The sequence below is a fragment of the Agrobacterium sp. CGMCC 11546 genome (assembly GCF_013365515.1).
Classification (GTDB): Bacteria; Pseudomonadota; Alphaproteobacteria; order Rhizobiales; family Rhizobiaceae; genus Agrobacterium; species Agrobacterium fabrum.
The window spans coordinates 40224-60821 of the sequence record NZ_CP047387.1 but is presented as its reverse complement, the minus strand read 5'-3'; the positions used below and the strand labels follow the sequence as shown (position 1 = coordinate 60821).

The 20598-nt window shown below is 59.5% G+C and carries 22 protein-coding genes; 12 read left to right on the top strand and 10 right to left on the bottom strand.

The features are described from left to right. Positions 1-17 precede the first annotated feature (17 nt). The 3 genes from rnpA to yihA are packed head-to-tail and all read left to right on the top strand — an operon-like array spanning position 18 to position 2850. Positions 18-401: a ribonuclease P protein component gene (rnpA, locus tag GSF67_RS00300; protein ID WP_006310231.1), complete on the top strand. Its 384-nt coding sequence runs from the start codon at positions 18-20 to the stop codon at positions 399-401. Then, complete coding sequence (yidC, locus tag GSF67_RS00295) at positions 401-2200, top strand: membrane protein insertase YidC (protein ID WP_006310230.1); 1800 nt, start codon at positions 401-403, stop codon at positions 2198-2200. The genes rnpA and yidC overlap by 1 nt, the downstream gene beginning before the upstream one ends. Beyond that, positions 2197-2850, top strand: coding sequence for a ribosome biogenesis GTP-binding protein YihA/YsxC (gene yihA / locus GSF67_RS00290; RefSeq protein WP_006310229.1), 654 nt, complete (start codon positions 2197-2199; stop codon positions 2848-2850). The genes yidC and yihA overlap by 4 nt, the downstream gene beginning before the upstream one ends. 12 nt (positions 2851-2862) lie before the next feature. Here yihA and GSF67_RS00285 read toward each other — a convergent pair whose 3' ends face one another. Further along, positions 2863-3240: a hypothetical protein gene (locus GSF67_RS00285; RefSeq protein ID WP_006310228.1), complete on the bottom strand. Its 378-nt coding sequence runs from the start codon at positions 3238-3240 to the stop codon at positions 2863-2865. 355 nt (positions 3241-3595) lie between these two features. On the opposite strand from GSF67_RS00285, the gene argB reads away from it, so the two are divergent. Then, entirely contained in the window at positions 3596-4480 is an 885-nt protein-coding gene (gene argB, locus GSF67_RS00280; RefSeq protein ID WP_006310227.1) for an acetylglutamate kinase, read from the top strand. A 45-nt stretch (positions 4481-4525) separates the two neighbouring features. On the opposite strand, the gene GSF67_RS00275 is transcribed toward argB, so the two are convergent. After that, complete coding sequence (locus GSF67_RS00275) at positions 4526-5443, bottom strand: DMT family transporter (RefSeq protein WP_006310226.1); 918 nt, start codon at positions 5441-5443, stop codon at positions 4526-4528. A gap of 106 nt (positions 5444-5549) precedes the next feature. Between GSF67_RS00275 and GSF67_RS00270 the strand changes: the two genes are divergently transcribed. Both GSF67_RS00270 and GSF67_RS00265 read left to right on the top strand, forming a co-directional pair. After that, entirely contained in the window at positions 5550-6263 is a 714-nt protein-coding gene (locus GSF67_RS00270; RefSeq protein ID WP_006310225.1) for a pyrimidine 5'-nucleotidase, read from the top strand. 101 nt (positions 6264-6364) lie between these two features. Continuing rightward, positions 6365-6961, top strand: a complete 597-nt coding sequence (locus GSF67_RS00265; protein WP_006310224.1) for an EF-hand domain-containing protein — start codon at positions 6365-6367, stop codon at positions 6959-6961. Between the two features lie 42 nt (positions 6962-7003). Here the strand turns inward: GSF67_RS00265 and GSF67_RS00260 are convergent, their stop codons facing one another. Next, the gene (locus GSF67_RS00260) at positions 7004-7261 is read right to left on the bottom strand and encodes a DUF1150 family protein (protein ID WP_006310223.1); all 258 of its coding nucleotides are present in this window, start codon (positions 7259-7261) and stop codon (positions 7004-7006) included. Between the two features lie 56 nt (positions 7262-7317). Beyond that, the gene (locus tag GSF67_RS00255) at positions 7318-7743 is read right to left on the bottom strand and encodes an Hsp20 family protein (protein ID WP_006310222.1); all 426 of its coding nucleotides are present in this window, start codon (positions 7741-7743) and stop codon (positions 7318-7320) included. Between the two features lie 205 nt (positions 7744-7948). On the opposite strand from GSF67_RS00255, the gene GSF67_RS00250 reads away from it, so the two are divergent. Next, positions 7949-8893, top strand: a complete 945-nt coding sequence (locus GSF67_RS00250) for a nucleoside hydrolase (RefSeq protein WP_035214571.1) — start codon at positions 7949-7951, stop codon at positions 8891-8893. Between the two features lie 69 nt (positions 8894-8962). Here the strand turns inward: GSF67_RS00250 and GSF67_RS00245 are convergent, their stop codons facing one another. Then, positions 8963-11290 carry a methyl-accepting chemotaxis protein gene (locus GSF67_RS00245; RefSeq protein ID WP_006310219.1) on the bottom strand — a complete coding sequence of 776 codons (2328 nt, stop codon included), beginning with the start codon at positions 11288-11290 and terminating at the stop codon, positions 8963-8965. Between the two features lie 166 nt (positions 11291-11456). After that, on the bottom strand, positions 11457-12323 hold the full coding sequence (locus tag GSF67_RS00240; protein ID WP_371814439.1) for an LOG family protein: 867 nt from the start codon (positions 12321-12323) through the stop codon (positions 11457-11459). Between the two features lie 137 nt (positions 12324-12460). Here GSF67_RS00240 and dapD point away from each other — a divergent pair, with 137 nt between their 5' ends. The 3 genes from dapD to GSF67_RS00225 are packed head-to-tail and all read left to right on the top strand — an operon-like array spanning position 12461 to position 15106. Then, positions 12461-13315 (top strand): 2,3,4,5-tetrahydropyridine-2,6-dicarboxylate N-succinyltransferase, encoded by an 855-nt coding sequence (gene dapD / locus GSF67_RS00235; protein ID WP_003493576.1) that lies wholly within the window; start codon positions 12461-12463, stop codon positions 13313-13315. A gap of 14 nt (positions 13316-13329) precedes the next feature. After that, positions 13330-14526 carry a succinyl-diaminopimelate desuccinylase gene (gene dapE / locus GSF67_RS00230; RefSeq protein WP_006310215.1) on the top strand — a complete coding sequence of 399 codons (1197 nt, stop codon included), beginning with the start codon at positions 13330-13332 and terminating at the stop codon, positions 14524-14526. Continuing rightward, entirely contained in the window at positions 14510-15106 is a 597-nt protein-coding gene (locus GSF67_RS00225; RefSeq protein ID WP_006310214.1) for a hypothetical protein, read from the top strand. Before dapE ends, GSF67_RS00225 begins: the two co-directional genes overlap by 17 nt. 19 nt (positions 15107-15125) lie before the next feature. Here the strand turns inward: GSF67_RS00225 and truA are convergent, their stop codons facing one another. Genes truA through def form a run of 3 tightly spaced genes read right to left on the bottom strand, consistent with a single transcriptional unit; the run spans position 15126 to position 17419 of the window. After that, positions 15126-15926: a tRNA pseudouridine(38-40) synthase TruA gene (gene truA / locus GSF67_RS00220; protein WP_006310213.1), complete on the bottom strand. Its 801-nt coding sequence runs from the start codon at positions 15924-15926 to the stop codon at positions 15126-15128. After that, the gene (gene fmt, locus GSF67_RS00215; protein ID WP_006310212.1) at positions 15926-16861 is read right to left on the bottom strand and encodes a methionyl-tRNA formyltransferase; all 936 of its coding nucleotides are present in this window, start codon (positions 16859-16861) and stop codon (positions 15926-15928) included. Before fmt ends, truA begins: the two co-directional genes overlap by 1 nt. A gap of 45 nt (positions 16862-16906) precedes the next feature. Further along, the gene (gene def, locus GSF67_RS00210) at positions 16907-17419 is read right to left on the bottom strand and encodes a peptide deformylase (protein ID WP_006310211.1); all 513 of its coding nucleotides are present in this window, start codon (positions 17417-17419) and stop codon (positions 16907-16909) included. A gap of 149 nt (positions 17420-17568) precedes the next feature. Here def and GSF67_RS00205 point away from each other — a divergent pair, with 149 nt between their 5' ends. Then, the gene (locus tag GSF67_RS00205) at positions 17569-18762 is read left to right on the top strand and encodes a DNA recombination protein RmuC (protein WP_006310210.1); all 1194 of its coding nucleotides are present in this window, start codon (positions 17569-17571) and stop codon (positions 18760-18762) included. Positions 18763-18816: 54 nt separating this feature from the next. After that, positions 18817-19716, top strand: coding sequence for a ribokinase (locus GSF67_RS00200; RefSeq protein WP_006310209.1), 900 nt, complete (start codon positions 18817-18819; stop codon positions 19714-19716). A gap of 63 nt (positions 19717-19779) precedes the next feature. On the opposite strand, the gene trmB is transcribed toward GSF67_RS00200, so the two are convergent. Next, positions 19780-20478, bottom strand: coding sequence for a tRNA (guanosine(46)-N7)-methyltransferase TrmB (gene trmB, locus GSF67_RS00195; protein ID WP_006310208.1), 699 nt, complete (start codon positions 20476-20478; stop codon positions 19780-19782). Positions 20479-20598 lie beyond the last annotated feature (120 nt).

The window sequence follows — 20598 nt, the reverse complement described above, 5'->3', positions numbered from 1 at the left end:
ATGAAAGTCGCGGGCACATGAGCGAGACTAAAAAACAACCCGGCCGGCTTAAAAACCGGTCGGAGTTTCTTGCCGTTCAGGCGGGGGAAAAACGGCGGGGAAGCACCTTTCTTGTGGAAGTGCTTGACCGGAGAGCCCCGGAAACCGAGCCTCGCGTCGGTTTTACCGTAACAAAAAGACAAGGCAACGCGGTCGAGCGAAATCGCATGCGCCGCCGTCTCAAGGAAGCCGTCAGGCATTCTGCCGGGGTCGCAATGAAGCCCGGTCATGACTATGTGATTGTCGCCCGCAGGGACGTACTCGATACCGCCTTCCCGAAACTTCAGTCTCTCCTTATCGAGCGCATTGAAGGAACGGCGAAACCGAAACGGTCCCAGGAGACCCGCTCCAGGAAAGAATGATGGAAAAGAACCGCAATTACTTCATCGCGATAGCCCTTTCGGTTGTCATCGTCCTCGCCTGGCAATTCCTTTACATGAATCCGCGCATCGAGCAGCAGCGCCGCGCCGAAGAGGCCCGCCAGGCGCAGCAGCAGACGACGCAGCAACAGCCGGCGCCGGGTGCCGCACCCGGCGCGACCGTCGAAGGTGCACCGCCCGCCTCCTCCACGCAGGCCGCCGCCACGGCGACACGGGAAGAAGCGATCGCCAGGACCCAGCGCGTCGCCATCGACACCAACGCCATTGCCGGCTCGATCAACCTGACCGGTGCCCGTTTCGATGACATCCGGCTCAAGGGCTACCATGAGACCGTCGATGACTCGAGCCCGATCATCACGCTGTTTTCGCCTGCCGACACCAAGGACGGTTACTTCACCGAACTCGGTTACGTTGCAGCACAGGAAGTCGGCGGCGTTCCCGGTCCGACGACCGTCTGGACGCTTGCAAGCGGCGACAAGCTGACGGAAACCACCCCGGTCACCCTGACCTACACCAATTCCAAGGGTGTCGTTTTCTCCCGTACGGTTTCGATCGACGAGCATTACATGCTCTCGATCGCCGACAAGGTCGAGAACCCCGGTCAGGCGGCGATTTCCTTCGCCACCTACGGCCGCGTGACGCGCAACAACAAGCCGGTAATTCCCCCTGTATTCGTTATTCATGAGGGTTTTCTCGGCGTTTCCGGCAAGGACGGCAGCCTGACGGAAAAGAAATATAAAGACGTCGAAGAGGAGCCGGTAACGGTTGCCAAGGCGACCGGCGGCTGGCTCGGCATCACCGACAAATATTGGGCCGCGGCCATTGTTCCCCCGCAGACGACGCCGTTCGAAACCCGTTATTCGCACATCACCGGCAATCAGCCGAGCTATCAGGCCGATTTCAAGAGCGACTCGATGACGGTCGAAGCCGGCCAGTCCATCGAACTGAAGAGCCTCGTCTTCGCCGGTGCCAAGGAAGTGCCGCTGGTCGATCGTTACGAGACCGAATATTCCGTTCCGAAGTTCGACCTTCTGATCGACTGGGGCTGGTTCTACTTCATCACCAAGCCGATGTTCAAAATGATGGACTTCTTCTTCCGTTATTTTGGCAATTTCGGCGTGGCCATCCTGCTCACAACCATTGTCGTCAAGGCGCTCTTCTTCCCGCTCGCCAGCAAGCAATACGCATCTATGGCGAACATGAAGCGCATGCAGCCGAAGATGGAAGAGCTGAAGGCCAAACATGGCGATGACCGTATGGCCATGCAGCAGGCGATGATGCAGCTCTACAAGGAAGAGAAGATCAACCCGGTTGCCGGTTGCTGGCCGATGCTGCTGCAGATTCCGGTCTTCTTCGCGCTCTACAAGGTCATCTATGTCACCATCGAAATGCGGCATGCACCGTTCTTCGGCTGGATTCACGACCTTTCCGCGCCCGATCCGACCTCGCTGTTCAATCTGTTCGGCCTTCTGCCCTACGACGTGCCGCATTTCCTGATGATCGGCGTCTGGCCGCTCGTCATGGGCATCACGATGTTCCTGCAGATGCGCATGAACCCGACGCCGCCCGATCCGACACAGGCGATGATCTTCACCTGGATGCCGCTGATCTTCACCTTCATGCTGGCCTCCTTCCCGGCTGGTCTGGTCATCTACTGGGCGTGGAACAACACGCTCTCCATCAGCCAGCAGGCCCTCATCATGAAGCGTCACGGCGCCAAGATCGAACTGTTCGATAATATAAAAGGGCTGTTCAAACGAAAGCCGGTGCAATCGAAATGAGTGAGACCGGCACGGCAACCGAAAAGCCCCTGTTCGGGCGACCCTGGATTTTCATTCGCGGCGTTCCCGCGATGAAATTCCTGCCGCCTGAGGGCCCGCCGGAGATTGCATTTGCCGGTCGCTCGAATGTCGGCAAGTCCTCGCTCATCAACGCATTGGTGGGTCACAAGGGGCTTGCACGCACCTCCAACACGCCCGGACGCACCCAGGAACTGAACTATTTCGTTCCCGAAGGTTATTCCGGCGAGCCGGGCGACCTGCCGCCGATGGCGCTGGTCGACATGCCGGGTTACGGTTATGCGCAGGCGCCCAAGGATCATGTCGATGCCTGGACGAAACTCGTCTTCGATTATCTGCGTGGCCGCGCGACGCTGAAGCGCGTTTACGTGCTGATCGATTCCCGCCATGGCATCAAGAAGAACGACGAAGAGGTCCTGAGCCTGCTCGACAAGGCGGCCGTGTCCTATCAGGTCGTGCTGACGAAGACGGACAAGATCAAGGACGTTGGCGTTCCCCGGCTGATTGGCGAAACGCTGGAGAAAATCCGCAAGCGTCCCGCTGCCTATCCCGAAGTTCTTGCCACCTCGTCGGAAAAATCCTTCGGGCTGGACGATCTGCGGGCTGAGATCGTCAGAACGGTTTCGCTCTAAAGCGTTTTCGCGTCAGGCGATGGTGAAAAGCAGAACGGCGGTCCAGAGCATCGCCGTCAGCGCCAGAAGCCGCCAGAAGCGCACGGAATTCCAGACTTCCGAAAACATGGCGGCGAACACGCTGACGCCGCGCAGCGGCTGACTTCTGAAAGGCAGGCCGGGTCTGGCCGGGTCCCTTTCAAGCAAAACGGCCATCGTCGCTTTTTCCCGATATTCCGTTTCGGCGAGATTTTCCCGCCAGCGCCTGACCATTGCGGCAAATTGGCGATCGCGCTTCACGCGCTTTGTAAGCTCCGCCATGCTTTCCGGCGGCAGGGCACCCAGCACATATTCGCCGGCGAGCACTTCGTCCCGCAAACCGCTCTGCTTGTCTCGATCCGGTGCCGTCATGGGTCTTCAAACTCCTCGGTCGTTCAGGCCAGCATCGTTTCACGATGCGCGACATGTCCGTCGCCCTGCTGAATAACCCCTCCCCTGCTTCCAACAAAGCTGGTCCGATTGGTGCTTTATGTCAATCTTATTACGCAGCTGAAGCCGTCCAAAAACAGAATTTTACTATGGGCCGACACAATAAGGCCCGGAGGTTATTTCATTCGTCAAAAGCGGAGATTCGCCTGTCCTTGCAAACGCGGCGACATGTCGAATCCATGCATCCTGCACCGCAAAAATCGATTCCGATTTTCGCGCCGATGCTGTAGAGCGATGAAAGGCTCTTGCGGCCGCCACCATAGACCGAGGTTTTTCCATGACTTCTTCCGAAAGCGAAATTCAGGCACGGCTGCTCGCGCAGGCCCTGCCCTTCATGCAGAAATACGAGAACAAGACAATCGTGGTGAAATATGGTGGCCACGCCATGGGCGATTCCACGCTTGGCAAGGCTTTCGCGGAAGATATCGCCCTGTTGAAGCAGTCCGGCATCAACCCCATCGTCGTGCATGGCGGCGGCCCGCAGATCGGTGCGATGCTGTCGAAGATGGGCATTGAATCGAAGTTCGAGGGCGGCCTGCGCGTCACCGATGCCAAGACAGTCGAAATTGTTGAAATGGTTCTGGCCGGCTCGATCAACAAGGAAATCGTCGCCCTCATCAACCAGACAGGCGAATGGGCCATCGGTCTGTGCGGCAAGGACGGCAACATGGTCTTCGCGGAAAAGGCGAAAAAGACCGTTATCGATCCCGACAGTAATATAGAGCGCGTGCTCGATCTCGGTTTCGTCGGTGAAGTCGTGGAAGTCGACCGTACCCTGCTCGATCTGCTTGCCAAATCAGAGATGATCCCGGTCATCGCGCCCGTCGCACCCGGCCGTGACGGCGCCACCTACAACATCAATGCCGATACCTTCGCCGGAGCCATTGCCGGTGCGCTTCACGCCACGCGCCTTCTGTTCCTCACGGATGTGCCTGGCGTTCTCGATAAGAACAAGGAACTCATCAAGGAACTGACTGTCTCAGAGGCGCGTGCGCTGATCAAGGACGGCACGATTTCCGGCGGCATGATCCCGAAGGTCGAGACCTGCATCGATGCCATCAAGGCCGGTGTGCAGGGTGTGGTGATCCTCAACGGCAAGACGCCGCACTCCGTGCTTCTGGAAATCTTCACGGAAGGTGCCGGCACTCTCATCGTGCCCTGATGCATTTCAGTGGCGGATGGCAAGCCTGTCCGCCATATCCGGCATTCAGCCGAATGCCAGAAGCGACAGAACACCCACCACAATCAGCATGCAGCCGGACAGTTCGAGCCGGTTGATCTTCTCCTTGAAGAAAAGCACGGTCGAGGCAAAGGCGAACAGCATCTCCACCTGCGCCAGCGCCTTCACCACCGCGGCCTGCTGCAGGGTCATCGCCGTGAACCAGCCGAACGAGGCCGTGGCGCCCACGAAACCGACGGCGAGCGACGGTTTCCAGACCTTGGCGATACGCGGCAATTCTTCCCTCTTGCGCCAGATGATCCAGAGGAACATCGACACCGTCTGCATGACGATGACGACGACGAGGGTGAAGCCAGCCTGCATCATCGCATCCGGGGCAGGCAGGCTCGGCGCAAGCGCCAGCGATGCCGATCGGTAGGCAACCGAGGACAGGCCGAAGAATGCTCCCGAGGCAAGGCCGATACCCGCTGTCCGGCTGAAAATCGAGGTCAGGAAAGAAGCGGGCGTCACTTGCGTGCGCGCCACGGAAATCAGCATGACGCCGGCGACCGAAATCGCAATGGCCGCCAATGTGCCGCCAGTGATGCTTTCGCCGATGAAGATAAGGGCAAACAGCGCCGCCTGCGCCGGCTCGGTGCGGGAATAGGCCGTGCCAACAGCAAAATTGCGGAAAGAGAACAGATGCACCAGCAGGAAAGTGGCGGCGATCTGCGCCATGGCTCCGACGGTTGCCCACCCAGCGAAGGACATGTTCAGCACCGGCAGCGGCCGACCGAGCCCGAGATGCAGGAATGCAAGATAGGCGAGTGCGAAGGGCATGCCGAACACGAAGCGCACAAAGGTCGCGCCTGTCGTGCCCATCATGCCCTTGAGGTGTTTTTGCAACGTCGAGCGCAGGTTCTGCAGGAACGCGCTTGCGAAAGTAATGCCTATCCAGAGTTCCATAGCCTTGGCGGTATCATGCGCGCAAGGCCGCAGCCAAGCCCGATTTTCTGATCAATCGTCGTCTTTTTGATTTTCTTCGCCGTTCGAAACAGACATAAAGCAGCCCATGGACACAAAGCTGAAAAACCTGCCCGACGCCGCCGATTTCGCCCATGTCAGCGAATGGGTCTTCGATCTCGACAACACGCTCTATCCGCATCACGTCAATCTGTTTTCCCAGATCGACCGTAACATGACGGCCTATGTGGCCGAGCTTCTGAAGCTCGACCCCGAAGAGGCGCGCGTGCTGCAGAAGCGCTATTATCACGACCATGGCACCACGCTGCAGGGCTTGATGATCAATTACGGCATCAGCCCGGACGAGTTTCTGGAACGTGCCCATGCCATCGACTATTCAGCACTGAAACCACATCCGGAACTCGGCGAAGCGATCAAAGCTCTGCCGGGCCGCAAGTTCATTCTGACCAATGGCAGCGTCAAACATGCGCAGGCCGCAGCAGGTGCGCTCGGCATTCTCGATCATTTCGAGGATATCTTCGATATTGTCGCCGCCAACTATCTGCCGAAGCCGGCCAGCGCTACCTATGAGAAATTCGCAGCGCTTGCAAAGCTCGACACAAAAAAAGCCGCCATGTTCGAGGATTTGCCGCGCAATCTTGCGGCTCCCAAGGCGCTTGGCATGAAGACCGTGCTGCTCGTGCCTTCGAACCTTGAGGGCGTGATCATGGAACGCTGGGAAATCCCTGATGTGACGGATGGGCATATCGACTATATCACCGACGACCTGACCGGGTTCCTGGCGAAAACCATCGCCCGCTGAGCAGCGAACATTACCGAAGCTTCATGCACCTTACGGATGTTTAAGTGGTGTGCCTCGGTCGACGTCACTATCTTTTCTTCAGGGACACCAAAGAAAAGGTAATGACGATGACCACACGCAAAATCGCCCTCTCTGCTCTTGGCGCAGCCCTTGTGCTCAGCACGGCCGCAACGGCCAGTTTCGCCGCGCCCGGAAAAGGCCACAAGGATCGCATGCCGATCCGGCCGGAAGCGGCTTTCGTGCACCTCTTGAAGGTGGCCGATACCAATAAGGACGGCAAGATTTCCAAGGAGGAATTCACCGCCCGCCAGGATGCGCTTTTCACCGAGATCGACATGGACAAGGACGGCTCGATCACGCCGAAGGAAATGCGCGAGTATCGCAAGGCTAAGATGGAAGCTTTCCGAGCCGCCAACCCGCGCCCCGAGCGGGAAGACGCCAAGGCGGATGAGGCCAAGGGCCCCGAGGGCAAACGCGCAGAGCGCGACCACGGAAGCCGTTCCGGCCATCAGGGCTGGGGCAAACACGGCGGCAAGGGTGGCGGCTTGGGAATGATCCGCTGGGCCGATACCGACGAGAACGGTCAGGTCAGCAAAGCCGAGTTCACGGCCGCCGGCGAAAAGATGTTCGAGCGGCTCGACCGGAACAAGGACGGCGTTATTTCCATCGATGATATGCCGGACCGCCCGTTCCTCTGATCCCGCAAATATAAAGCCCGCTCAATCGGCGGGCTTTTTCTTTCAATGGAGACTGACGGTTTTCAGATCGTCTTCCGCCGCCTTGAAAAAGGTACTGGAGCGATTGTCTGTCAGGAGGATAGGCGTACCATCCGCGCCGAATAGTGCCCACAGATCCAGCTGCGGATCGAGATCGGGTGCTTCCGGGAAACAGCGGCTTACTTCTTCCGCACGGATCTTGCGGATATATCCCACTTCTCCTTCACCGATATGGGCGAGCTGGGACTGGGTGAGACGCGCATGCGCTTCTTTTAAGAGCATATTTCAGCCTCCTTCTTCACGCCGAGCGATTCATGTCCGATTCCGGCGTTCATGGTCTACTCTGAGACGGAAATATTAATTTTCTTTACCACGTTTGAAATTTCCGGCCGGACCAGATCGATGGAAAGAAGACCGTTGCGCAAGCGCGCGTCGCGAACCTGCATACCATCGGCAAGCACGAAGACCCGCTGGAACTGCCGCGCCGCAATGCCGCGATAGAGAAAATCGCGTTTTTCCTGTTCCTGCTGGCGGCCGCGAATGACAAGCTGGTTGTCGGCGGTCGTCACATCCAGATCGTCCTGCGAAAAACCGGCGACGGCAATGGTGATGCGCAGACGCTCCGGCACATCCTCGCTGCCAAGCAGACGCTCGATATTATAGGGAGGGTAGCCGTCATTGGCCTTCGCCATGCGCTCCAGCGTTTTTTCCATGGCATCAAAACCCAGCAAAAGAGGGTGGGTGAATGGCGTCATGCGGCTCATATCTCTTCTGTCCTTGCAACCAAGCGACGTTTCGCGGTCCCGCTTCCGGCAACCTTGCCGGTCAATCGCACCGGCTCACGCAATATGGGAAGCCGAACCACGATGCGCAAGACGAAACGCGGGCAAAGGCAGGAGGGAGGAATGAGGCTTGACAAGTGAGCACCCGCCGCTCGAAAAAAGCGCTCATCTCAACGGCGGGCAAGACATGGCAGAACGCAGAAAAATCATCATCGACACCGATCCGGGCCAGGACGACGCGGCGGCAATCATGCTTGCCTTTGGAAGCCCTGACGAAATCGACATTCTCGGACTGTGCGCCGTTGCCGGCAACGTTCCGCTGAAGCTGACCAGCCGCAACATCCGCATCATCTGCGAACTGTGTGGCCGCACCGATATTCCCGTCTATGAGGGCGCGGAGAAGCCGCTGGTGCGCAAGCCCATCACCGCCGAGCATGTTCACGGCAGCACCGGCCTTAACGGCCCGGTTCTCGATGAACCGACCATGGAGGCGCAAAAGCAGCATGCGGTCGATTTCATCATCGAAACGCTGATGCGGGAACCCGCCGGCACCGTAACGCTCTGCACGCTTGGCGCGCTGACCAATGTGGCGCTGGCTCTCCTCAAGGCGCCGGAAATTGCCGATCGCGTCAAGGAACTGGTGATGATGGGCGGCGGCTTCTTCGAAGGTGGAAACATCACGCCGGCGGCGGAATTCAACATCTATGTCGACCCGCAGGCCGCCGACATCGTTTTCCGTTCCGGCATGCCTGTCGTCATGATGCCGCTTGATGTCACCCACAAGCTGCTGACCACCAAGGCGCGCGTCAACCGCATTCGTGACATTGGCACGCGCCCTGCCATCGCCATGGCGGAAATGCTGGAATTCTTCGAGCGTTTCGACATCGAGAAATACGGTTCGGATGGCGGTCCGCTGCATGATCCGAGCGTCATTGCCTATCTCCTCAAGCCCGAACTGTTCGAGGGCCGCGAGTGCAATGTCGAAATCGAGGTCATTTCCGAACTGACCATGGGCATGACTGTCGTGGACTGGTGGCGGGTGACTGACCGTCCCGCCAATGCCCGCGTGATGCGCAATGTAGATGCCGACGGCTTCTTTGAATTGCTGACCGAACGTTTCGCCCGGCTCTGATCCGAAAAGGAACAAAAAAAGGCCGCTGGAAAAGCCAGCGGCCCTTTTATTTTCAGCGGGAATGGCGGATCAGAATTCCGTCCAGTCATCCTGCGCCAGCGCGTTTGCACCGCTGGTTCTCGGACGGGCACGAGGAGCCGCGGCCTGCGCCCTTGCCGGAGCGGCCGGTGCACGCATTGTCGCTGCCGTGGCGCGCAATTGCTGGCTCGCATGGCCGCCGGACACCGCGAAACCGGCAACGAGCGATTTCAGGGTTTCGGCTTCGCTGTTCAGCGTCACGCTAGCTGCAGTGGTTTCCTCCACCATCGCCGCATTCTGCTGGGTGACCTGATCCATCTGGGTCACGGCGGAGTTGATTTCCTTCAGTCCTACCGCCTGCTCGCTGGCCGAGGCGGAGATCTGCCGTATCAGCTGGTTGATCTGCAGAACCTGATCGGCGATCTTTTTCATTGTCTCGCCGGCCTTGCCGACCAGCTGGACACCCTCGCCCACCTGCGTGGCCGACGTGTTTATCAGGCCCTTGATTTCCTTGGCGGCAGTGGCGGAGCGTTGCGCGAGTTCACGCACTTCCTGCGCGACGACCGCAAAGCCCTTGCCCGCATCGCCTGCGCGAGCCGCTTCAACACCGGCATTCAGCGCCAGCAGATTGGTCTGGAAGGCGATCTCGTCGATCACCCCGATGATACGGGAGATTTCCGCCGAGGATTGCGCAATGCCCTGCATGGAGTTCACGGCCTGCTGCACGACCTCGCCTGACTTGCCGGCGTCATCGCAGGCATGGCTGACGGCACCGGCCGCCTCTGCGGCGTTTTCCGCGCTGGAATTGACCTGTGCGGTCAACTCGTTGAGGGCCGCGGCGGTTTCCTCCAGACTTGCAGCCTGCTGTTCCGTGCGATGCGAGAGATCGCTGGCGGCGCGGGTGATCTCGCCGGTACCATTGCCGATACTGACGACGGTGGCGTTGACGGTTGACACCGTTTCCTCGAGGCTTTCGAGCGCCGAGTTGAAATCAGCGCGCAGCTTTGCATATTCGCCTGGGAATTCATCCTCGATACGGTAGGTCAGATTGCCCTGCGAAAGCGCATTGAGGCCGGCACCAAGCACGCCGACAATGTGCTGCTGCATGCGGCTATTCTCGCTACGCTCGAACTCCGATCGCTGGCGTTCCGTCTCCGCATGGCCACGCTGGGCGGCGGCTTCAGCTTCCATCTCGCGGACGCCGGCAAGCTTTGCGCGGAAACCTTCGAGAGCAGTTGCCACGGCTCCAGTTTCGTCCTGACGTTCCTGACCGGACACCGGCACATCGTAGCGACCCTCGCTGAGCGTCCTGACATCGGCGACAAGGGACGCGAGCGGGTTGCGAACGAAATAGCGAACCGCAAAATAAAGCGCGGCAATAACGGCGGCGAGAATGACGATCGCACCAATGATCATCATAAAGGTCTGCTCCTGTACCGGAGCATTCAACGCCTGATGGGGAATATCCACCAGAACGACCCACGTCGCGTTGAGGCCTGGAACGGCGAAGGGATAAACGAGACGGTTATAGGGCGCGTCGGTGTCGAGGCCGAGATTTTCGATGAGGCCCTGTTTGCCGGAGGTGATGGCAGCCTGAACGGTGCTTGCGCCTTCTCCGTCGTAAGCCTTCATATTCTGCTCGGGGGTCGGCGGCACCAGCCACTGCCCGCCTTGGGAAACGAGCGTCACGCGGCCGGTTTCAAAAGGATGCAGGGCCTGCAGTTTCTGGGTGAGCGAGGCGAGCGAAATATCGACACCTGCCACGCCGATCATCTTGCCATCCGACATGACGGGATAGGCGAGCGAGGTCATGGTGGTGGGCACTTCCGTGCCCTGGGCGAGGTAAGGCTGGGTGATGGCTCCCTTGCCGGATTTGGAGGCCAGCGCGTACCATTCGGCCGCATAGTCGTTGTCGAAGGTCGAAAACTGGATGTCGCCCTTCTGGGTCTTTGACCAATAAGGGGCAAAGGCGCCGCTTTTATTGGTGCCGAGATCGAGCCGGTTGGCGATCTCCGTCGACTGGCCGTCAAAAAGGCCGAGCTGCTCACAGAACCAGCTGCCGAAGGCGAACGTATTCTGCTCGACATTCGCTTTGAGTATATTGACGATACCGGGCCGGTCCATCGACTTGGCCTGATGCGCACGGCCGATGACACCGGCCATTGAGCGCGCCGCGCTGCCGAGTTCGCCGACATCGGCGGCAATGACGTTGGCGATGGCGCGCGCCTCGGTATTGGCCTGATCCATGGTCAGGGCATGGACACGTTCACTGGTCTGGGAAATGAGGAAGGAATTCGATGCGATAAGAACCGTGGTGATGGCGCAGCCGGTCACGAGGATGAGCTTCGTCGCAAGCGACTTCACTTTGAAATTGAACATCTTGGCCCCAATGGAAATTGTCAACCCGAAAGAGCTGACGTCAACGGATGACAATCTCCGTCATGGAGGCCCGTCCGCATGGGACAGTGCGCTGCAGCGCGACGACGCAAAATTAGAATATGATTGCTAATTAAGCCCTAATATTACTTCGCCGCGCCAAGAATAATCAGTGCTCGTAGTATTCGGAGATAATCTTCCAGGCATCATCCGCCGTCTCGGCAAAGTGCAGCAAATCCATATCCTCGGGAGCGATGGTGCCGAAATTCGCCAGGAACTCGAAGTTGACGACGGATCGCCAGAAGTTTTCACCAAAAAGAATGAGGGGGATAGGTGCCATGCGTTTGGTCTGGATTAGCGTCAGTGCCTCAAAAAGCTCATCCAGCGTACCAAAGCCACCGGGGAAAACCACGACGGCCTTCGCCCGCATCAGAAAGTGCATTTTCCGGATGGCGAAATAGTGGAAATTGAAGCTCAGCTCCGGCGTGACATAGGGGTTGGGCGCCTGCTCGTGCGGCAGAACGATATTGAGGCCGATCGACGGGCCTCCCACATCGGCAGCACCACGATTGCCCGCTTCCATGACGCCGGGACCACCGCCGGTGACGACGACATATTCCAGATGGCCGGATTTCGCGCCATAGTCGGTGCAGAGGCGAGCAAACTTGCGCGCCTCCTCGTAATAAATCGAGGATTGTTCCAGATTGCGCTTCTGCGTTTCGTTGCGCGCCGCCCAGGCCTCACCGCCCGGTTCGGGAATGCGGGCGCCGCCGAACATCACGACGGTGGAATTGATCCCGCGTTCGGTGAGCGCCATTTCCGTCTTCAGAAGTTCCAGCTGCAGCCTGATCGGGCGCAATTCCTCACGGCAGAGAAAGTCCGTATCCACATAGGCCAGCCGATAGGACGGGGAATCCGACTGCGGCGTTTTGACGACGACCTCGGCCTGCTGCTTGTCCACAGCACTGCGCTTCAACGGGTCCCATGCCCCGTCCTTGCGCCGCAATTTGCCATTTTTCAGTCGTGTCATTTCCATGCCTTTCGTCTGACGCGCCAAATCACCCAAATCACATTGACGCCTTTCCAACACTCCCTTAGATCAAATGGCCAAAGCCTTCCAGCGGCGCGGGACCTTCCGTGACCAGACCACACGCGACATTCAAGGAATTTTCCATGAGCCTTACGGATCTCACCTCCCTCGAAACCATCATCGAAACAGCCTTCGACAACCGTGACGGTGTGAACGTATCGACGAAGGGCGAGGTTCGCGACGCGGTGAACACATCTCTTCAACTTCTCGACAGCGGCAAGGTTCGCGTCGCCGAGAAGCAGGCGGACGGGAACTGGAAGGTGAATCAATGGCTGAAAAAGGCCGTGCTTCTATCCTTCCGGCTGAACGACATGGAAATCGTCACCGGCGGCCCCGGTGAATCGACCTGGTGGGACAAGGTGCCGTCGAAGTTCGAGAACTGGGGTGAAAACCAGTTTCGCGCCGCCGGCTTCCGCGCCGTGCCGAACGCCGTCGTGCGCCGCTCGGCTTACGTGGCCAAGAACGTCGTTCTGATGCCTTCCTTCGTCAATCTCGGTGCCTATGTTGATGAAGGCACGATGGTCGACACCTGGGCAACCGTTGGCTCCTGCGCACAGATCGGCAAGAACGTGCATCTCTCCGGCGGTGTCGGCATCGGCGGCGTTCTGGAACCGCTTCAGGCTGGCCCGACCATCATCGAGGATAATTGCTTCATCGGCGCCCGTTCGGAAGTCGTCGAAGGCTGCATCGTGCGCGAAGGCGCCGTTCTCGGCATGGGCGTCTTCATCGGCAAGTCGACCAAGATCGTCGATCGCGCCACCGGCGAGATCACCTATGGCGAAGTACCGCCATATTCCGTCGTCGTTGCCGGTACCATGCCGGGCAAGCCTTTCCCGAACGGCGAACCCGGCCCGAGCCTTTATTGCGCCGTCATCGTCAAGCGCGTCGATGAAAAGACCCGCTCCAAGACCGGCATCAACGAGCTTCTGCGCGACTGATAAAAGCTGATACCATGACCTCGACCGATCCCGTTGCCAATCTCGCCGCCCTCATCCGTTGCCCCTCGGTAACGCCTGCGGAAGGCGGCGCGCTTTCCCTGCTCGACACCCTGCTTTCACCGCTCGGTTTTGCGGTGGAGCGTGTGATGGCGACAGAGGCCGGGACGCCTGATGTGGAGAACCTCTACGCCCGGCTCGGCACCAAAGGTCCGCATCTGATGTTTGCGGGCCATACGGATGTCGTTCCCGTTGGTGATGAGGCCGCATGGAGCCATCCGCCCTTTTCGGCAGACATCGCCGGTGGCGAAATGTACGGTCGCGGCGCGGTGGACATGAAGGGCGGCATTGCCTGTTTCGTCGCCGCCATCGCCCGCCATATCGGAAAACATGGCAAACCGCAGGGCTCGGTTTCCTTCCTGATCGCCGGAGACGAGGAAGGCCCGTCGATCAACGGCACCTCCAAGCTTCTGGAATGGGCTGCCGCAAAGGGAGAGACGTGGGACGCCTGTGTCGTCGGCGAGCCTACCAATCCCGACCAGCTGGGCGACATGATCAAGATCGGCCGCCGGGGATCGCTCTCGGGCCGGATCACCGTCCAAGGCGTTCAAGGCCACGCCGCCTATCCACATCTCGCCGACAACCCCATTCGTGGTCTGCTGCAGCTCACCCATGCGCTGATGCATCCAGCCTTCGACCACGGCACGGATGATTTCCAGCCATCCAATCTGGAAGTAACGACCGTCGACACCGGCAATGCTGCGACCAACGTCATTCCGGCGCGGGCGACGGCAGCCTTCAACATTCGTTTCAACGATAGCTGGACGGCAGAGAGCCTGCGGGCGGAGATCATCCGCCGCCTCGATGCAGCGGCAAATGAGGGCGAGCTTCGCCCCGACCGGCCTCCGGTCAAATATGAAATCGTCTGGGCGGACCGTCCGAGCCATGTCTTCTTGACCCGCAACAATGCGCTCATCTCGTCGCTGTCAGGCGCGGTTGAAGCCGTAACCGGCAAGGAGCCGAAGCTTTCGACCACCGGCGGCACCTCGGATGCACGCTTCATCAAGGATTATTGCCCTGTCGTGGAATTCGGTCTCGTCGGGCAGACCATGCATATGGTCGATGAACGCGTGGCAGTTGCCGATCTCGAGACGCTGACGCGCATTTACGAGACCTTCATCGAACGCTGGTTCGCCCATGCCGACGGCAAGTGAGGTAAGGCTCTATCTGACAGGCCTGTGGCTGCTGCTGCTCGGCGACCATAATGGCGCGCGGTATCTGGATCTGAGCGAGCGCGGCATGTGGCGATCCTTCTATTCCGCGTTGTGGTGCCTGCCGGCCATGCTGGTTTCCTGGCTTTGGCTGCGCGCCGCCTTTCTGGTCAGCGTTCCACATGGAGCCGAAACCGGCTTCCTCTTCTTCTTCCGCCTGGCCATGGTCGAGGCCATCTGCTGGATCGTGCCGCTGCTGTTGATCGGCATGCTGCTCTACGCCTTTGGCGCCCGGGAAAAATTCGCGCCGCTCGTCACCACCGTGAACTGGCTGTCGTTGCCCTTTTCCTATGCCTATGCGGTCCTGATCCTGATCGCATTCTTTCTGCCGCGTTTGCAGGGGCTGATCGCCATTCTGTGGCTGGCACTGCTTCTGTCGCTGGTCTTCGCCTTTTCGCGGATCGTCAGGTTTTTCATTCGCGACCAGTCGCTGCTCGTCTCGGCCGTCGTCATGACGCTGCTGGTGCCCGCCATGTTGCTGTCAGAGGCATTGCAGCGTTTTCTCGGCGTCTATCCCGCCTGAGAGGCGGCGGGGCCTTCGATCAGTCCGCGTCTTCCGTCATTTCAATTTCAGGGCGGCGGCGCGGCGGAATGACATCGGGATAATCGACCTGCATGAAATAAAGGCCGTCCGGCGGCGCGACGGGGCCGCAGGCCTTGCGATCCCGCGCCTCCAGTGCGGCGCGCACATCGTCCGGGGTCATGCCGCCTTCGCCCGCCAGTTTCAACGTCCCGGCAAAAGAACGGATTTGGTTGTGCAGAAAACTCTGCGCGGTGGCGCGTATCTCGATGAGATCGCCGTTGCGCGTCACATCCAGCCGGTCAAGCGTGCGGACCGGGCTGTTCGCCTGACAGTGGACAGAGCGGAAGGTGGTGAAATCATGCCGGCCGACGAGCATCTGCGCGGCTTCATGCATGCGCTCGTGGTCCATATCCTTCGATACCCACCATGCCCGCTTGTGCTCCAGCGCCAGCCGGGATTTGCGACAAATGATGCGGTAGAGATAATGGCGGCGCAGCGCTGAAAAACGCGCGTCGAAATCCTCGGTCACCGCGGCGGCATCGAGCACGGCCACCGCCTCACCCGCCATAGCCAGATGCGCGTTCAAGGCATTGCGGAGCTTGTAGGGTTCCCAGTCTCGGGAAAGATCGACATGGGCGACCTGTCCCACGGCATGCACACCGGAATCGGTGCGGCCTGCACCGCGAATGGAAACGCTCTCCCCGGTCAGCGACCGGACGGCAGCCTCCAGCGCGCCCTGGACGGAGGGGCCGTTTTCCTGTCTCTGCCAGCCGTAATAGGGCGTGCCGTCATATTCGACGGTCATGCGGAAACGTGGCATCAGCCGAGCCTCGTTGTGGCTGGAACCGGCGTACCACGCACGAAATCGGCCGCCGACATCGGCTTGCCGCCCGCCTTCTGCAAGCGTGTGAGCCGCACGGCATCGCTGCCGCAGGCAATGGTGAGCGCGTCATCGAGAGCGCTGCCCGCTTCGCCCATGCCGCTGGCCAGTTCCGAAGCCAGCACCTTGACGCGCTCTGGCTTGCCGCCGATATCCATCTCCAGCCATGCGCCGGGAAACGGCGAAAGGCCGCGAATGTGGTTATGGACATCCTGTGCGGGCCTTGAAAAATCGATACGGGTCTCACCCTTGTCGATCTTCGCGGCGTAGAGCACGCCCTCTTCCGCCTGCGTGACGAGGGGCAGGTCGTCTGCCTCCAGCTTGGCCATCGCCTGCCGCATCAGCCGCGCACCTGCCAGCATCAAGCTGTCGTGCAATTCTCCAGCCGTCATATTCTCGTCGATTGCGACCTTCGCGGTAAGCGCGACGGGGCCGGTATCGAGCCCCTTTTCCATTTTCATGACCATCATGCCGGTTTCGGCATCGCCGGCCATGATCGCCCGCTGGATGGGGGCAGCACCGCGCCAGCGTGGCAGCAGCGAGGCGTGACCATTGTAACAGCCAAGACGTGTGCCGGACAGGATCGCTTCAGGCAGCAGCAGGCCGTAAGCCACGACGACCGCCACATCGGCGTTGAAATCCCGGAACTGCTGGCGATCTTCCTCCGCCTTGAAATTCACGGGCGTCAGTACAGGCAGCCCGAGCAATTCGGCCACCTGATGGACCGGCGACTTCTGCAAATCGAGACCACGGCGGCCGCCGGGACGCGGCGGCTGGGTGTAGACGGCAACGATCTCGTGGCCCGCCTCCACCAATGCACGCAATGTAGGAACGGAGAAATCCGGCGTGCCCATAAAAATGATGCGAAGAGACATCGTAGCCCCCTGCCCTGTCGTCCGTTCCGGCCCAAAAAGGACGGATCAGATCTTTGCGCGGGCCGCTTTCGTGAATTTCTTGATGACCATGTCGCGCTTTAGCCGCGAAATATGGTCGATGAAGAGAACGCCGTTGAGGTGGTCGATCTCATGCTGCAAACAAGTCGCGAGCAGACCATCCGCTTCGACCGTCTGCTGCTTGCCGTCACGCCCGACATATTGCACCGTGAGCGACGCGGGACGCTCCACTTCGGCATAATAGTCGGGAATGGAGAGGCAGCCTTCCTCATAGGTCGAGATATCGTCCGACACTTTGAGGATTTCCGGATTGATGAAAACGACCGGGGTCTTTTCTTCACCTTCGCGTGCCACGTCGATCACCAGCATGCGGCGCGGCACGCCGATCTGAATGGCGGCGAGGCCGATACCGGGTGCATCATACATGGTTTCGAGCATGTCGTCGGCAAGGCGCAGCACTTCGGCGTCCACCTGTTCGATGAGTTTCGATTGCTGGCGCAGCACGGGATCGGGCAAAATGATAAGCGGTTTGATGGTCATGGCTTCCCATAACGTATCTCTCGCGCGGAGGAAATAAAAAACACGAAGGAGAAAACCGCCTCCTGCATCGACCCGGCCCGACTCATTTCCGCCGCAGAAGTGTTCTTGTTTTGATCTTCCGAATCACTGGAAATCTGCTAGATTTAATCATGAACATAGATTTCTCCGTTCTCCTTAATCCCGCGCTGCGGGCCGGCTCCGTCGATATCAGCTTCGGCGCGCTGCTTGTGGCCCTGGTTTTAGGCCTGACCATCACATGGCTGGTCACGACAAACCGCACAAGAAAAGCGGGAGCCGACAGTGAAATCTCCGACCTTTTGAAAACACAGTCCGAATTGCACGGGCGGATCGCGGCCATGGCGGAAACGCTTGGCACACGCCAGACAGAGATGAGCCAGACGCTGAACCAGCGCCTTGACGGCATGTCGCAGCGCCTTGGTGAAACGCTGACGGAGCAGACCCGGTCGACCCATGAGAATCTGAGCCGCCTGCAGGAGCGCCTGGCCGTCATCGATGCCGCGCAGGGCAATATTCAGGATCTGGCGAAGGACGTGGTGGGATTGCAGGCGATCCTTTCCAACAAGCAGACGCGCGGCGCTTTCGGACAGGCGCGCATGGAAACGCTGATCGCCGACGCCCTTCCCGCCGGGGCGTTCCAGCTTCAGCCGACGCTTTCCAACGGTTACCGGCCCGACTGCATCATCAAGATGCCGAACAATGCGCCAGCACTGGTCATCGATGCCAAGTTTCCGCTGGAGGCGTGGAACGCGATCAAGGCGGATGAGACGCCGGAAACCAAACGCGCCGCCGTGCAGCAGTTCCGCCGCGACATGGAAGTGCATATTCGCGACGTGGCCGAGAAATATCTCATTCGCGGCGAAACGCAGGATACGGCCTTCATCTTCGTGCCCTCCGAATCGATCTTTGCCGACATCCATCAGCATTTCGAATATCTCGTGCAGCGCGCCCACCGCGCCCGCGTCGTCATCGTCTCACCCTCGCTTCTGATGCTGTCGGTGCAGGTCATCCAGTCTGTTTTGAAAGACCAGCGCATGCGCGAGCAGGCGCATCTCATCCAGGGCGAAGTGGCGCTGCTCATGGACGATGTGCGGCGGCTGGACGACAGGACGCGCAAGCTGCAAGCCCATTTCGGGCTGGCGCAGAAGGACGTCGACATGATGCTGATCTCCTCCGACAAGGTGCTGGCGCGCGGCCAGAAGATCGAAGGTCTTGATTTTTCGCCGACGGAAAAAGAGGCTTCGCATGGCGAAATCGAGCAGGCCCGTCGCTTTGCGGAAAACCGAGCCGGTGCGGCCAAATTGCGGGTAGTTGACGACGAGTGATCGTCTCGGGCAAAGTCGCCGCCTTGCTCAAATTTCATACGGACCCAGCGCCCCATGATTACTGTTTTCGGCTCCATCAACATGGACCTCGTCGCCACCGCCAAACGCCTGCCCAAGCCTGGTGAAACCGTGACCGGAGACACCTTCTCCACGGCCGCCGGCGGCAAGGGAGCCAATCAGGCGCTGGCCGCACGACGTGCAGGGGTTACGGTGAAGATGGCCGGCGCTACGGGTGATGATACCTTTGCCGCACCGGCGCTGACCTTGCTGCGCGACGCGGGTACCGATCTGTCATTGGTCAAAACTGCGCCCGGCCCAACGGGGACGGCCGTGATCCTCATCGGTGAAGGCGGTGAGAACATGATCTCGGTCATTCCCGCAGCAAATGGCGAAGTCTCCGCATTCGACGCGACAAAGGTCGTGGGCGAGATGGACGCAGGCGATATTCTGATGCTGCAGTTCGAAATACCGGCTGCAGCCATCGAAGCGGCGCTGATGGCTGCAAAGGCAAAGCGCATCACCACCGTCATCAATACCGCACCGCTGACCGCAGATGGTCCGCGCCTTGCCGGCCTTGCCGATATCGTCATCGCCAACGAAACCGAGTTTGAGTTGCTGATCGGCAAGAACGGCCTCTCCAGTGCCGAACGAGAGAGCGAACTCAAGGCCCTTCACGACAGGACCGGCCAGACTTTGATCGTCACGCTTGGTGCAGATGGCGTGATCGCCATGCGCAACGGCAAGGTTTTCAGGGCTTCCGGCCTGAAGATCGAGCCGGTCGACACGGTTGGTGCGGGCGATACCTTCTGTGGTTATCTTGCCGCCAGCCTTGATCAGGGAATGGATTTCGAAAAGGCGCTGAAGCGCGCCGCCGTTGCAGGTTCACTCGCCTGCACGCGCGCCGGCGCCCAGCCTTCCATTCCGCAGGCGGCGGAAGTGGATGCGGCGCTCTGACGGATCAGGCCGCCGGCGCATTTTCCGGGCGTAAACCCGCTGCGCAGTTTTACTGGAAATGCTTTAGCGACGGATGAAGGTGAGATAGGCCGAGCTGCGGCCTTCTCGTTTCGCCTTGTTCTCGTAGCGCGTGCCTGGCCAGTTGGCATAAGGCGTGCGCCAATCGTCAGCGCTTGTTGCCGTCCATTCAAAACCGCCATGGCGGGCACAATGCTGCAGCGTCCAGTTGACGTAAGTATCGATATCCGACGCAAAGCAGAACTTGCCGCCGGGTTTCAACACACGATGGAAACGGGCGAGGTTGACGTCAGAAACGAAGCGGCGCTTCCAGTGCTTCTTCTTCGGCCACGGATCGGGATAAAGCAGATCGATATGATCGATCGATCCCTCAGGCAGCCAGTCGAGCAGCTGCGTCGCATCATCGTCGTAAAGGCGGATATTCATCAGCTCACGTTCGCGGACCGTGGCGAGCAGCTTGGCCATGGAATTCACGAAGGGCTCGACGCCGATGAAACCCGTCTCGGGATTTTCGACCGCGCGGTGGGCGAGATGCTCGCCGCCGCCGAAACCGATCTCCAGACGGATCGATCGCACATCCGCCGGAAAGAGAGCGACGAGATTTTGCGGGGGCACGCTTTCCAGATCGATTTTCAGCAGAGGCAGCAGATTCTCGATCGTATCAACCTGCTGATTGCGCAGGGGCTTTCCCTTGCGTCGGCCAAAAAACGCTTCCGTTGCGCGCGAACGCCGTTCTTCCGTCATCTCATACTCTCAACAACAAATAGACTTAACCCGCACAGCGCCACATGGGGCACTATGCGGGTTACAAAAGGTGCAGACGGTATCTCTCAATCGCCGCCGAATGACAAGCTTAGAAAGAGT